We start from the raw sequence: 13,363 nt of genomic DNA, 5'->3' as shown, positions 1-13,363 counted from the left end.
TCATGCGCGCGATTCATTTTGGAGCAGGGAATATCGGCCGGGGCTTCATTGGTCTGTTATTGCAGCAAGCCGGGTATGAGGTCATCTTTGTCGATGTGAATAAAGAGCTGGTGGATGAGATCAATCGCAGGCAGGAATATACGATTCGTCTCGCGGAAGAAGGGGAAAGCTCCTTACGCGTGACAGGGGTTCGGGCTATTCACGGGCAAAACGAAGAGGAGGTGGCCCAAGCAATCAGCCAGGCGGATTTGGTCACGACGGCTGTGGGACCTAACATCTTACCTTACATTGCACCGGTGATCGCCAAAGGCATTGCCCTGCGCTTACAAGAAAATCAGACACCGCTCAATGTGATCGCGTGCGAAAATATGATCGGCGGCAGCACGAAATTGAAATCCCTCGTCTACGAGACGTTGCAGGAAACCGAACGAGACGCCGCCGAGCCGCTGATAGGCTTTCCAGACGCAGCGGTGGACCGCATCGTACCGCTGCAAAAGCATGATGACAAGCTGCTGGTGACGGTCGAGCCTTTCTACGAATGGGTCATCCATCGCGCTCAAATAAAAGGGGCGGTGCCACAGATTGACGGGGCGACCTTTGTCGATGATTTGCATCCGTACATCGAGCGCAAGCTGTTTACGGTCAACACCGGGCACGCCATCATTGCTTACCTTGGCTATTTCTTCGGGATTCCTACAGTGGATCAGGCGATGCGCAATGATTACATCTACCAGATGGTAAAAGGAGCGCTCAACGAATCCGGCGCTTTGCTGGTTGCCAAACACGGCTTTGATCGAGCCGATCATGATCGGTATATTCAAAAAATCCTGAGCCGCTTTCAAAATCCGTATATTTCGGATGACGTGATCCGTGTGGGCCGTTCCCCGCTGCGCAAGCTGTCACCGCAGGACCGGTTGGTCGGACCAGCGAGCCAGGCGCTCCAGCATGGCATCGAACCGATTTCTTTGGCCACAGGCATTGCCGCTGCGCTGCGCTTTGATTTTCAAGAAGATCAGGAGGCACAAGAGCTCCAGTCCAGCATAAAAGGCGAAGGAATCGAAAAAGCGATTACGAAGGCAACCGGTCTTTCAGCAGGCTCGTCGCTGTTCTCCATGATCATGCAGCAAATCGAAGAGCTCGAGAAAAAGAAGAAGGAACAAAATTAGCGCCAACATACGAAAAGATCATCCGCCGATTCGTGGATGATCTTTTTTCCTGTTTTCCTGTATGATAAGGCGAGGAGGATGATCCGTTCGATGAAACGAAAATATGCAGACCGCGCCAATTGGCAGCGAGTAAAGCAGAAAACCTATACGCAAATCGCAATGCACAGTGAAGAATTTGATGGAACCGTTTCGTTGGTCAGCATCCAAGCCGTTCATGAGCCAGCTTACGTCCATACACATCGAGGAAAGCTGTGTGTAGTCGATGACGGCTATAAGTGGCTGCAGCATTTCCCTGCAGATGCCGCTTACACCCTAACCACCATGTTTGATGCAAATGGGCAAATTATCCAATGGTATATCGATATTTGCGACGCGACAGGAGTGGATGAACGGGGAATCCCATGGTACGACGACACGTATCTCGACATCGTGGTTTTACCGAGTGGCGAAGTGGAGTTGATCGATATCGATGAACTCGAAGAAGCGCTGCAGCAGGGTGCAGTCACGGAAAAACAATATGAACAAACTTGGAAAGTAGCAGAGCATTTACTGCAGGAGCTAAAAGAGGGGCGCTTTCGGTTGCTGAAACAATCCCATGCGCATTTGCAAAAACTTCTGATGAACATGCCAGCGGGAGATTAGGAACGCAACGGCTCCCATAACCGTTCAACGGAAAGCAGCTGCTTCTCTTCAAATATCAGCTTGTAAATATCGGGCATGGTCGTGGTTTTCCAGAAATGAAAATCATATCGAGGATCAAAGGCACCCATGATCACGGTCATCAGACTCCCATGAATGCCAATGGCGATCCGCTTTCCGGGATATTCCTCGAGGACACGAAGCAAGGCGGCCACGCCCCGCTGTGCTGCCTCGCGATTAGACTCGCCCCCGGGGTGGGCAAAATCAGGATCAGCAAAAGTAGCACGCAAGGCTTCCTCAAAATCGTCAAAGGTGATACGTTGCGCTGCTAGCGTTCTCTCCCGAAAATCGGGCTGGATCCGGATGGCCACACCCAGCGATTCAGCCAGGTCTTGAACGGTCTGGATAGCCCTTTGATAGTTGCTGGATATGACAACATCAATACCTTCCCGTAGTAAAATTTCGCTAACCCGCTTGGCATCCTTACGTCCTTTTTCCGAAAGTCCGCGTGCTTCTTCCTCCCCTAAAACAAAAGGCGATTCGGCATGGCGTATCAAATAAATCCAGGTTTTCATTCAATCCCCTCACTCCTATCCATTTAGCATTTTTGCATATGAGTGTCCTTAAAAGCTGTAGCATACTTCAAGCCATAACCGAGCATACGGTCCATTCCGATATGAGCGAACCAGATGATGCTGATCGCTGTACACATGGGAGCTTGGGATACGTGTCCGATCATCAGCAGAATAAGCGGAAGGAAGTAGGTATGAAAAAGATTGTAGGAAATGGCGCCCGTGCGATTGTTCACAGCATATCCGATCATCGAGAGATCGGGTGCAAGAAAGAGGATGAGAAATAAAAGCCAGCTAAAATCCAAAAACCAGAAAAAATAAAGACTTGCCACCAAGACAAAAAATCCTTCCACGTGCAAAAGCATTCTTGGCATCTAGGCACCTCCCGCAAATAAACGAAATTATACCATTCGAAAAGAAATATTGGAAGATTCCGGAATTCAATAAAAAAGCCCTCATCACAGAGGGCCGTAAACATCATTCTGTTTTTGCTGCTTGTGTAAACATTCCTTCATAACCGGTGCGAGGAATCTCTACGTTTTGCTTCCCCTCAACCTCATCGATCTTCCCATCATTCGTGCCTTCCATATAGTCGTCACTCACCTGCTCGTGAGTCACAGCCAAGCCTTGTTCAACTGGCTGCTTGCTTGCGTAATCAGAAACGGAGTAAGATTCTTGAGCGATGACATCAGCTGCTTTTTGCAGCTCCTTGTTGTTTGGGCTTTGCTTCATGCGTTCCTCCCACCCCTGAAGAAGTCGTGTTACTCCGAACTAGCTTGGCGTCCATCGCGAAATCCGAGATAACGATGGTAAACAAACTCGGCAACACCTAGTGCAACGACCGTAACCAGAAGCTCTCTCCAGCTCAAGTTCCAGTCGAGCCAGGCAGCCACGGCCCATAAATACACGGCAGCCAAAACAGCGTCACTGAGCGTAGCGATGACATTATTGGTTGCCCGCAATATCATCTGATCACCGATTAAATAAGCGATTACGGTCAGTCCGAGCGCTGTCATGATCGTCGAAAACAGACTTGCCTCCGTAAACCACATAAGAAAAGGGACCAAAATAATCCCGTCCAACACAAGTTTGACCAAGAAACGGCTCATTTCACGTCAGCTCCTTTCGAACTTTCCTAGCGATCGTTGAAGCTTATTTGTTGCATACTGTTATCGTGTCCGAAATCAGCGAAACCATGAGAAAAAGTTCAGTTCAGAAAATATTCCCACCAGCCGACCTGGCTAAGTCCGGAAACACAAAAAAGCCGCTGGGAAAAAACAGCGGCTTGGATTCAACCTTTTACACGGGGGCAAGCTCGGGCCTCTCGACGTGAAGAGGAGGAGGCACCAGCCAGCCTTTTTCTTTGTTCAGTCTGAGCACGCGAAGACCATGAACTGCTTTTCTGCTGTGGAACTTGAGAAACAGAGCGTGAACATCTTCGCGGATCGCCTGCCCGATCACCTGGCTGCAAGCCGTGAGACCAACTGCAACATCGGCAGCAATCGTCGCGGCGATTTCGGGATCCGTCACACGCGCGCCAGCCGGTATGCTTTCCAACGCAGCTTTTGGACGATCAGGAGGAGCTGGAGGAAGGCCAATGCCGTTTGCTTTTAACATTTCCTCCACTTCCGGGATTTCTTTTTTCATATCGATCACCAGGTCTTCGATGAGGTCGCGCAGATCCTTGTCACCAGCGTGGTTTAGCAAAGTTTGATAACCCGCATACATTGCTTTTGTTTTCTGAGCGTAGCTCCATATACCCATTACTTCGCCATAGTGCAAGGGTTCGTTTTTTGGATTTCCACTTAATATGCCCATAGTCCCCTCCAGTGTAGCGTAAAATTGATTTACACTAAGTAGAATGACCAAAGCGGGGGGGATTACGATGGTAAATCATACCCCTGTGCCAAAATGTCCGAAGGGCTTAGCGCTGATCAGAGGTGGATGACGGGAGGACATGCCCTTCTTCATCAATCACAACGTCTACGGAGAGGGATTCAATCCGCTCCCGTAACAGGGTGCCATTTTCTTCGTTCATGGGGACGGCTTGCCCGAGCTCAGCATGGTAGGGGAACATCTGCAGTTGGCATCCGTCCGCTTTGCCACAGGTTGCTTGCAGAATCATCGTTTCCCAGGTTTTGGCCGTCTGGGAGCGTGTAAAAATGAAATTCCCGAGGCTGTAAGCGATCCATTTCCCTTTATACTGTTCAAAGCCTTGCAGCACATGCGGATGTCCGCCAACGACTAAATCCGCACCCGCATCGATATAGGTACGGGCAAGCTGCTGTTGATGATCTACAGGCGCGTCCGTTTTTTCTTTGCCCCAATGAGCGATGACCACGACGAGATCGGCCTTTTCTTTCGCTTTGCCAATGGCTGCCACAGCGAGTGCAGGATCATAGGTCGCGGCGACACCCGGCTTTCCTTTTCCGGCATACCAGCTGACCTCCGGAATAACCCGGCTGAAGCCCAAAAAAGCAATCCGCAAGCCATTGCGCTCGATTACCGTGGGGGCATAGGCCTGCTCCTGGTCAAGACCAGCACCTATATAAGCGATGGCATGTTCTCCCAAATGCTGAAACGTATCCAGCAAGCCCTCTTCCCCTTGATCCATGGAATGGTTATTCGCCAGGTTGACCAAATCAATGCCAGCATCCTTCAATGCCGGTATGGCTTCCGGGGGAGATTTGTACACATATTCCTTATTGTCTGCTGGCGTGCCTCGTCTGGTAACCGGTGTCTCCAGATTGGCGATGGTATAATCATCCTGCTGAAAAATGGTCGCTACGTGCGCGAAAGGAAAGTCGTAGCCCTTTTCTTTCAGCAGCGTTTCGACCCGGCCAGTCATCATAATGTCACCGACAAAGTTGAGGGTGACGCTGGGAGGAGGGGCTTCTTGGCTTTCTTCACGCGGGGCATGAGAGGAGTAGCCAGTTTCATCCGGCTGACCTTTTTGCGTCAGCATATAAGCACCTGCAATTACTGCCGTGAGCAAGAGACCAAATAAGAGGAAGGAATTCCGGTAACGAAGGAATGTGTTCTTACGCTGGACAGCCCAGCGTTCTTTCCGCGAAGGATACATAGCTCACTCCGTTTTCCTGACATAAAATTTATCCATAGTAGTAGACTCATAAAGTTGTGAAAAAGTTACAGGATTCGCTGTATTCTGAACGCTAATGCTGTCATTTGCTGCTGAGGGGGCGGGAATGATGGCAAATGCATACAAACAACAAACCAATAGGTACATTCATTCCCGTCATAGCCAAAAGTAGGAGAAAAATAGTATGGAAAGAACAGGATGTCAATAAAATGGTTCATTAGCTCGCTCTTTTGTCCCAGGAAAGAATCGTCCGAGAGCCACGTTGACTTGTGTGAAAATTCAAAATTATAATCATACCAATATACATAAGAGGAGGGATATTTTGAAAAAGTGGAGACAGTGGAAGCAGATAGGATTAACGATGACTCTCGTCTGTGCGATGTCAACCCCGGCAATGGCAAAAGTACCGGGAGTGCCCGCAGACCAGGAGGGGGCAACGCAAGGGATCGTGGCGGTTTCCCATCCAGCTGCAGCGCAAGTCGGGAAGGAGATCCTGGCCAAAGGGGGCAATGCGGTAGACGCAGCCGCGGGTATCCAATTGGCGCTCAATGTCGTCGAACCGATGATGTCCGGGATCGGCGGCGGCGGGTTCATGATGGTGTATGAAAAAGATACGAACAAAATCTCCGTGCTGGACAGCAGGGAAATGGCGCCAAAAGGCGTAAAAGCAGACATGTTTCTTGGCGAGGACGGCAAACCGATTCCTTTCTATGATCGCCATACCCATGGGAATGCGGTAGGAGTGCCAGGTACGCTTTTAGGCGTAGAAACGGCTCTGGAAAAGTTCGGCACGATGAAGCTGTCTGAGGTCATCGACCCGGCGATCCAATTGGCCGAAAAAGGAGTCAAGGTGAACTGGATCACCGCGGAGTATATCCAGAATGAGACAGAGAAGCTGAAGAAGCATGAGACAGCGGCCAAAGTGTTCGTGCCGGACGGAAAGCCGCTGCAAGAAGGCGACCTGCTGGTTCAGCCGGATTTGGCGAAAACCTTCAAGCTGATCAAGGAAAAAGGAACCGATGCCTTTTACGGAGGAGAGATCGGGGAAGCGATCGTCAAAGAGGTGCAGCGCACAGGCGGTTCGATGACGCTTGACGATTTGAAAAACTACGAAGTGAAAGAGCGCGAACCGGTGCGCGCCGATTTCCGAGGCTATGAGATCGTGTCCATGCCGCCGCCCAGCTCGGGAGGCTTGACCCTGATCCAAATCCTGAAGCTGATGGAAGGCTTTGACAACGCCAAGGATGGACCGCAGTCCGCAGCCTATCTGCACCGTCTGATCGAAGCCAACCATCTGGCCTATGCGGATCGCGCCGCTTACATGGCGGATGAAGATTTTTACCCGGTGCCGAAAAAAGGGCTGATCGATGATACATATATCGCAGAACGCCGGGCTCTGATCCTTCCAGACAAGGTGAATGACAAGGTTGAAAAAGGCGATCCGTGGAAGGCAGAAGGAAAGGCAGCACCACCGGCACAAAAATTGTCCGCACCGAGTGGATCCGCCTATACCACCCATTTTTCCGTCATGGACAAGTGGGGAAATCTGGTCTCGTATACAACCACGATCGAAGACGTGTTTGGAAGCGGTATCATGGTGCCGGGCTATGGCTTTATGCTGAACAACGAGCTGACTGACTTTGATGCGACGCCAGGCGGAGCCAATGAAGTGGAAGCCGGCAAACGCCCCCGCAGCTCCATGACACCGACGATTGTGTTGAAGGACGGCAAACCGTTTATGGCTGTCGGTTCACCGGGCGGCTCCACCATCATTGCTTCTGTATCACAAACGATCTTGAATGTAATCGAGCACAATATGCCGATCCAAGAAGCGATTCTGGCGCCGCGCATCTTCTCGAGCAGCTATCCGGCTGTGACTTGGGAAGCGGGGATCGACCAGGATGTTGTCTTGAAGCTGATGTCGATGGGGCATGCCTTCGAGGAACAACCAAGCGACATCGGCAATGTCCAGGCCGTCGTTTATGATCTGGAAACAGGGAAAATGTACGGAGGAGCAGACAATACACGGGAAGGCACAGTGCTTGGGGTCGATCAGGTCTCCTATACGACGAAAAAGCCGGAAAAAGCGGAAGGTGCTGAAACAGCTCCGTTTACGCTGAAGGTAAATGATCATGCGTATCCTTACACCGCGGAACAACTGAAGGTAGAAAACGGAGTTGCTTACGTGCAAGCCGACAAGCTGCTGCTTGGTTTGACCGGAAAAGCGGAAGGCTTCAAACAGGATGAAGTCCGATTGAATGGCAAAGCATTCCTGCCGGTGAAAAAGGTCGCAGAAGCGCTTGGTTATACCGCGACCTGGGATGAGAAAGGCATCATGTCGCTGGAGAAAAAATAAGAATGGAAAGTGAAATGACATTCAAATCGAAATCGGTTTGAATGTCATTTATTTTTTTATGGTCTCATATTACCATCGCCTGATTTTTTTCATTCCGCACTTGTCAAAGAAAGATATAATGTTTAAGGTAAAATAATCCTGGGTAATTATGCATAGGACTAAATTCTCATTAACCGGAAGGAGAAGAACAGTTGAAGACTTGGCAAAAGAAACATGCAGCGATTTTCATGCTAGCCTTGATCATGCTGGCAACCGTTGGCATCGGGCAAGCATACGCAGAAACAGCAATACTTCGGACAACGTCCAGCCACCTGTTTCAGCCTATCCTGGAAGAGGTAGTTGTTAAGGATGGCAAGCTGATCGGGACCGCGATTGTGGATACCCAGTACAGCGATGATGTGATCTTCACATTTGAAGGGAAAACCGCAAAGGAAGGCTACGGCCAACTGAAGGTGATCGTTTCAGGGGAAGAACAAGATGTGGTGACTAATGTAAAAACGAAGAAACGTGAAATCGTAACGACAACCGAAGGGACCGTTACGATGGAAGTAAAAGAAATCGATTTTTCCATCCCGCTCAGTGAACTTCCGGTATCTTCCGGCAATTACTTTATGCAGGTAGGCGATGGAGCTTCAGACAGCACTCAGCGTCTGTTTTCGCAAGCGATTTCCATTGAGCTCCCCGTGCTTGCAGCGGCTTTCCCTGGAGAGCTAAGTCTGACAAAATCAGGATCTATCCAAATTACCCTCCAGTTCTCATCCATTTATGAAAATGCGAAATTTTATCTGGTTGCGGAAGATTCCAACGAAGAGGTAGCCAAGCGGATCTCCTTTAATCCTAAGAGCCCGAAGATTTCCAGTGATGAACTGGATCTGGAGCCAGGCGTTTACAAGCTCTATCTGATGATGGTGTCGAATGGCGAAAGCGTCCGTTCCAATCAGATTTCCTTCGTCGTACCGGCAACAAGCGTGACGCCAGCTCCCAATGGCAAGTATTTCCCAGGAGAAGTATCGATTGGTGAGGATGGAACCATCCAGTTGACGCTCACGATTACCTCCTTGTATGAAAAAGCGAAATTTTATCTGGTCATTTTGAATGAAGAAGATGAAGTGGTAAAACGAATCAGCATTTCGAAAAGCTCGCGAATATCTGCAGCAAGTCTGAATCTCCAACCAGGAAGCTATCAGATTCTCATCGAGATGGTGCTGAATGGAGAAAAATATTATTCGGAATCCGTAAACTGGAAGCTTCCTGCAGTCACGGCAACCGGTCTGTTCCCGATTCCAAGCGGGCAAAGCTTTCCGGGGGGAATCAAGGTAAACAGCAATGGTACCATCACGATTACACTGGAATGGCAGACTTCTTACTTGGCTTATACGGTGTATCTGGTAGTCCTTGATAATTACGGAAACATCGTTAAACGAGTACCACTCGATTTGAACAAAAAGACTCTGTCCATCAAAGATTTGCAGATGCTGACAGGCGGCTATTATGTCGTGATTGAAATCGCGGATCCAAACAGCGGCCTCTCTGCCCGTTCAGTGCCGACCTTTGTCACGGTGAATACGAGCGGCAAGATTATCATTTTCATCGATGGCCAGCTGCAAGTCTTCCCAAAACCGCCTGTAGAGGTAAACGGCAGAACACTCGTACCGCTGCGCGCGATCTTTGAGGCGCTCGGTGCAAAAGTAGAATGGGATGAAGCGACCCAAACCGTCACGGCAACCAAAGACAACAATACGATCAAGTTGACGATTGGCTCGAAGGTAGCCTATAAAAACGGGGAAAAAATCTTCCTGGACGTTCCGGCCCAATTGTACAACGGGGACACGACCATGGTTCCGATCCGCTTTGTCAGTGAAGCGCTTGGCGCCAAAGTCGGATGGGATGCCTATTCGAATGCAGTGATCATTACCAATCAATAAACAAAAACGGCGCAGGTAACAGTACTGCGCCGTTTTTCATGCGTATCAAACTCAATGCTCGGGATAAGGCTCCTCCGGCAAATGAATGAGCTCGCGGACGGCTTTATACTGCCGCATCCGTAAATGGGAGAAGACGATCGCCAGCTCACCTTCATGCAGGGGCAGGGTATCTCCGGGGGCTTCCAAGGAATAGGGGATTTCCATCGTCTCCAGCGCTCGCGTATAAAGGGAGGCATCATCCCAGTTGGTCACATAGTAAAATAATTTCTGATCCATTGGTTCACACTCCTTGGGAATAGTATGGTCAAAAACCGGGCCCTTCCCTTATTGTTAAAATTCACAGAATTTTAACAATAAACACAACAATAAGTCGCAGTCTAATGATAAACTTTATTCGAAAAGAGAATATGTTGGTTGGGGTGAAGGAAAACCATGAATCTGGTATTAACAGAGAAAACTTGCAAAGTATGTCAAGCCAAGCTCTCGGAGTACGAAGAAAAAAGCAACGATGGCATCTGCATTGATTGCTACAAAGAAAATCAGAATCCGAGCAAATAACCAGCACAGACCGATTCCGCTTCCACGATGGAAATACACAAGATAACGATTGCCCCCTAAGAAAATCCCCTCATATGCAGAGAGGTAGACAGACCCATTGCGGGTCGCTCCCTCTGCTAAGAGGGGATTTCTTTTGTTAATGGACAGGTAGACGACTGATCTGCCAACGTTATTTTCTGGTTCTGGACATATCATTCATCCATGCAGCTGGAAAAGGGAGAGGAATTTTATAAAAATACAGGCAAATAGTGTATAATAGGCAGGTATTCCAAAAAGTGAAAGTGGAGGTTTATCTGAAATGAATGCATGGCCGCAAAAGCCAATGGGTATTGGTCAAATTCTGGACCGGACGTTTAACGTGTATCGCAAGCATTTTGGCAAGTTTTTTTTATTGATGCTGATCTTCTTTGCGCCCTTATACATCGTTCAAGAAATCATGTTGAATGATATTACCTCCATGTCGATGCTGCCGGATACGAGTGTGGAGCCGTTTTCTGAGGAATATTTCGAAAACATGGCTGGCAATCAACCGAATTTTGACAATGTATGGATGGCGGTATTCTTTCTATTGCTGATCATTCCGCTTACGTTTCTGGTCAGCACCCCGATCTCGACGGCGACTGCTGTCTTCATGGTCAAACGAGAAATGGATGGTCATGAAGTCAGTCTGAAGGAAGAAATCAAACGGGCGTTTTCCCGATTTTGGCCACTGGCGGGCAGCATGACCGTCTTCGGCTTGATCACCATCGGCATGTTTTTGGCGATTTTTTTGATCCTTGCCATTGTGGTCGTAGTCATTGTGGCAATCGGTGCCGGTTCTTTCGATGAGTTGGCATTGGACGATTTTCTGTCGAATCCCGCCACCTGGATTATCGGCGGTGTCCTTTATTTTGTCGTGCTGATGGTTATGATGCTGGTTCCCAGCTATTTTTTAGTCCGATGGGCGTTTTTCATGCCAGCTGTCGCCATGGAAGCCGGGGGCATCGGGCTTGCGAAAAGCTGGAATCTGACCAAAGGAAATTTTTGGCGGGTATTCGGGATTTATTTTGTCATCATGCTGATGACGTCGACTTTCATGTTTGCCTTCCAGATGATCGCGATTTTTGCGCTGCAAAACTCGATTACCGGGCTGCTTCTGCAAAATCTGCTTACCTTGCTGATTTCACCATTGGCGTTGATTGCTTACGCGATTACGTACTTCGATCTGGTGCTGCGTAAAGAAGGGACGGATCTGGAAGCGATGCTGTACGGATCATCTGCATTGATCCAGCCGCAAGAGGAGCCGGAAATGAAGCATGAGTAGGGAAGGGTACGTAGAGCAGGATAAACAGCAGCTCCGAGAAATTTTGCAGGGAGAAGAGTTCAGGGTATACCAAGGCGAGGGCAAAAACGTGCTCCAGGATTGGCTGGACGCCTTCCTCAAATGGCTGAGTGAGCTGTTTGATTTGCCAGAAATGCCAGCCAGCACGGGCAACGTAGCTACCTATCTGATTCTTTTTGTGGTGCTGGCGGCCTTGTTGTGGCTGATCATCTGGCTGACGCGAAAGCTGTTCCGCCAGCATCGGGCGAAGGGCTTCATGCTGCAGCCGGGTGAGGAGTCGATCCGGTATGCAGATTATTTGCAATTGGCAAAGCAGCAGGGTGAGTCGGGCAATTGGAACGAAGGCATCCGCTTTGCATTTCTGGCACTGCTCTTTTACTTGCAAGAGCGGGAATGGGTCCAGGTCGAGAAGTGGAAGACCAACTGGGAGTATCAAGACGAATTGAGAGAGCGCAATCGCGAGTGGGTGCCGTTCTTTCGGATGCAAGCGCAGCATTTTGAACGAGTATGGTATGGACGGAGAGAAGCTGACGAAGCCTCCTTCCTGCTCTATTTGCGAGAAACGGAAACCAAGCTGCGAGAGGGGGGAGCCCAATGAATGGACAGCGCAAATTGCTCCTTTCTCTCAGCGTAGCGATCCTGTTGTTTCTCAGCATCGGGTACTGGGGCATCAAGCCTGAGAGGATCGATTATCCTGCGTATCTCTCTTTTTCTCCGGACAAAGACGGGATCAAGGCGTTCCGCCTCCTGCTGGAGAAGAAAGGAAAAGCGGCAAAGGAATGGCGGCAGTCATGGCGCTTTTTGCCTCAGGAGCAGGGGCAAGCGTTACTGGTCATTGAGCCAGGACCTCTGCAGCCGGGGGAGCAGGAGGCCATCATGGATTGGGTGGCGGAGGGAAATGACCTGATTCTTTTCCAGCAGGATCCCGAGCTAACGGAATTGTTTACGATCGAATACACCGCCGAACCCGATACGCTGTGGAGCGATGTCGAAGTGATGGAACCGGAAGATGGGGGTATAGAAAAAGCCTCTGTGGAGACGGACGCTCGCCTGCTTGGGGACGATGATATCACAGCGTTGCTTGCAGACGAGTACGGGATATTGGCTGCACGGAAAGAGGTCGGTGCAGGAAGCGTCACCCTTTTCCTGACGCCGGAGTGGTTGCAAAACGAAAACATCCTGGAGCATGGCCATTTTGAATTGCTGTGGCCGTACTTGCAAGGGGCGTACACAGCGGTTTGGTTCGATGAGTTCCATCATGGTTACCAGCAGCAGCCTGGGCTTTTGGCCGTCTACCCCGAATGGCTGCTATTCATCACCGTCCAGATTGCGCTGGCACTGCTGCTTTGGATCTGGTGGAAAGGCAAGCGATTCGGACCGGTCTATACGCTCCGCGAGTGGGTGGTGCGGCGTGGTGACGAGACGATGCTGGCGGTAGCGGGGTGGTATGAGCGCAGGCGCTTGGCCAAGGATGCTTGCCGCCATCAAGAGCAATACCTGCGCAGATTATTTCAGGAAAAATGGGGGCTGCCGGCAGCTGCCAGCGACCAGGAAGTGGTACGGGCAGCTAAAAACAGATGGGACGATCATGCTGTTTCTCGGCTGGGAGCATTGCTGAAACGACTGCAGGATATTCAGACAGAAAAGCGCTATGGCGGTGCAGAGCTGATCCGAGACAGCAAATGGATCGACGAGATCATCAGCCGCCTGGAAAAGGAGTGAACCT

General features: G+C 49.9%; 14 protein-coding genes. 7 read left to right on the top strand and 7 right to left on the bottom strand.

What is annotated here, in order from left to right; all coding sequences use genetic code 11:
* The first annotated feature begins 2 nt into the window (after positions 1-2).
* Both EIZ37_RS10075 and EIZ37_RS10070 read left to right on the top strand, forming a co-directional pair.
* Entirely contained in the window at positions 3-1,166 is a 1,164-nt protein-coding gene (locus EIZ37_RS10075; RefSeq protein ID WP_134684474.1) for a mannitol-1-phosphate 5-dehydrogenase, read from the top strand.
* A gap of 90 nt (positions 1,167-1,256) precedes the next feature.
* Entirely contained in the window at positions 1,257-1,808 is a 552-nt protein-coding gene (locus EIZ37_RS10070; protein WP_167568783.1) for a DUF402 domain-containing protein, read from the top strand.
* On the opposite strand, the gene EIZ37_RS10065 is transcribed toward EIZ37_RS10070, so the two are convergent.
* The 6 genes from EIZ37_RS10065 to EIZ37_RS10040 form a co-directional block, all read right to left on the bottom strand.
* Entirely contained in the window at positions 1,805-2,380 is a 576-nt protein-coding gene (locus tag EIZ37_RS10065) for a histidine phosphatase family protein (protein ID WP_134684472.1), read from the bottom strand. The genes EIZ37_RS10070 and EIZ37_RS10065 overlap by 4 nt on opposite strands.
* Positions 2,381-2,403: 23 nt before the next feature.
* The gene (locus EIZ37_RS10060; RefSeq protein ID WP_134684471.1) at positions 2,404-2,751 is read right to left on the bottom strand and encodes a DUF4260 domain-containing protein; all 348 of its coding nucleotides are present in this window, start codon (positions 2,749-2,751) and stop codon (positions 2,404-2,406) included.
* 103 nt (positions 2,752-2,854) lie between these two features.
* Positions 2,855-3,109 (bottom strand): YozQ family protein, encoded by a 255-nt coding sequence (locus tag EIZ37_RS10055; protein WP_134684470.1) that lies wholly within the window; start codon positions 3,107-3,109, stop codon positions 2,855-2,857.
* A gap of 29 nt (positions 3,110-3,138) precedes the next feature.
* Positions 3,139-3,486 carry a DUF2512 family protein gene (locus EIZ37_RS10050; protein ID WP_134684469.1) on the bottom strand — a complete coding sequence of 116 codons (348 nt, stop codon included), beginning with the start codon at positions 3,484-3,486 and terminating at the stop codon, positions 3,139-3,141.
* Between the two features lie 190 nt (positions 3,487-3,676).
* Entirely contained in the window at positions 3,677-4,195 is a 519-nt protein-coding gene (locus EIZ37_RS10045; protein ID WP_134684468.1) for a DUF3231 family protein, read from the bottom strand.
* A 106-nt stretch (positions 4,196-4,301) separates the two neighbouring features.
* Positions 4,302-5,459, bottom strand: a complete 1,158-nt coding sequence (locus EIZ37_RS10040; RefSeq protein ID WP_134684467.1) for a CapA family protein — start codon at positions 5,457-5,459, stop codon at positions 4,302-4,304.
* A gap of 379 nt (positions 5,460-5,838) precedes the next feature.
* On the opposite strand from EIZ37_RS10040, the gene ggt reads away from it, so the two are divergent.
* Together ggt and EIZ37_RS10030 are read left to right on the top strand one after the other, a co-directional pair.
* Complete coding sequence (gene ggt, locus EIZ37_RS10035) at positions 5,839-7,833, top strand: gamma-glutamyltransferase (protein WP_134684594.1); 1,995 nt, start codon at positions 5,839-5,841, stop codon at positions 7,831-7,833.
* 191 nt (positions 7,834-8,024) lie between these two features.
* Complete coding sequence (locus tag EIZ37_RS10030; RefSeq protein ID WP_134684466.1) at positions 8,025-9,758, top strand: copper amine oxidase N-terminal domain-containing protein; 1,734 nt, start codon at positions 8,025-8,027, stop codon at positions 9,756-9,758.
* A 51-nt stretch (positions 9,759-9,809) separates the two neighbouring features.
* Here the strand turns inward: EIZ37_RS10030 and EIZ37_RS10025 are convergent, their stop codons facing one another.
* Positions 9,810-10,034 (bottom strand): hypothetical protein, encoded by a 225-nt coding sequence (locus EIZ37_RS10025; RefSeq protein ID WP_134684465.1) that lies wholly within the window; start codon positions 10,032-10,034, stop codon positions 9,810-9,812.
* Between the two features lie 580 nt (positions 10,035-10,614).
* Between EIZ37_RS10025 and EIZ37_RS10020 the strand changes: the two genes are divergently transcribed.
* From EIZ37_RS10020 to EIZ37_RS10010, 3 genes are read left to right on the top strand one after another with little or no spacing between them, the layout of a single operon-like run.
* On the top strand, positions 10,615-11,619 hold the full coding sequence (locus tag EIZ37_RS10020) for a glycerophosphoryl diester phosphodiesterase membrane domain-containing protein (protein ID WP_134684464.1): 1,005 nt from the start codon (positions 10,615-10,617) through the stop codon (positions 11,617-11,619).
* Entirely contained in the window at positions 11,612-12,235 is a 624-nt protein-coding gene (locus EIZ37_RS10015) for a DUF4129 domain-containing protein (RefSeq protein ID WP_134684463.1), read from the top strand. Before EIZ37_RS10020 ends, EIZ37_RS10015 begins: the two co-directional genes overlap by 8 nt.
* Positions 12,232-13,359: a DUF4350 domain-containing protein gene (locus EIZ37_RS10010; protein WP_134684462.1), complete on the top strand. Its 1,128-nt coding sequence runs from the start codon at positions 12,232-12,234 to the stop codon at positions 13,357-13,359. Before EIZ37_RS10015 ends, EIZ37_RS10010 begins: the two co-directional genes overlap by 4 nt.
* Positions 13,360-13,363: the final 4 nt, after the last annotated feature.

The sequence above is a fragment of the Brevibacillus migulae genome (assembly GCF_004521915.1).
Lineage (GTDB): Bacteria > Bacillota > Bacilli > Brevibacillales > Brevibacillaceae > Brevibacillus_F > Brevibacillus_F migulae.
The sequence above is the reverse complement of the archived record's forward strand: the minus strand, read 5'-3'. Positions and strand labels throughout refer to the sequence as shown.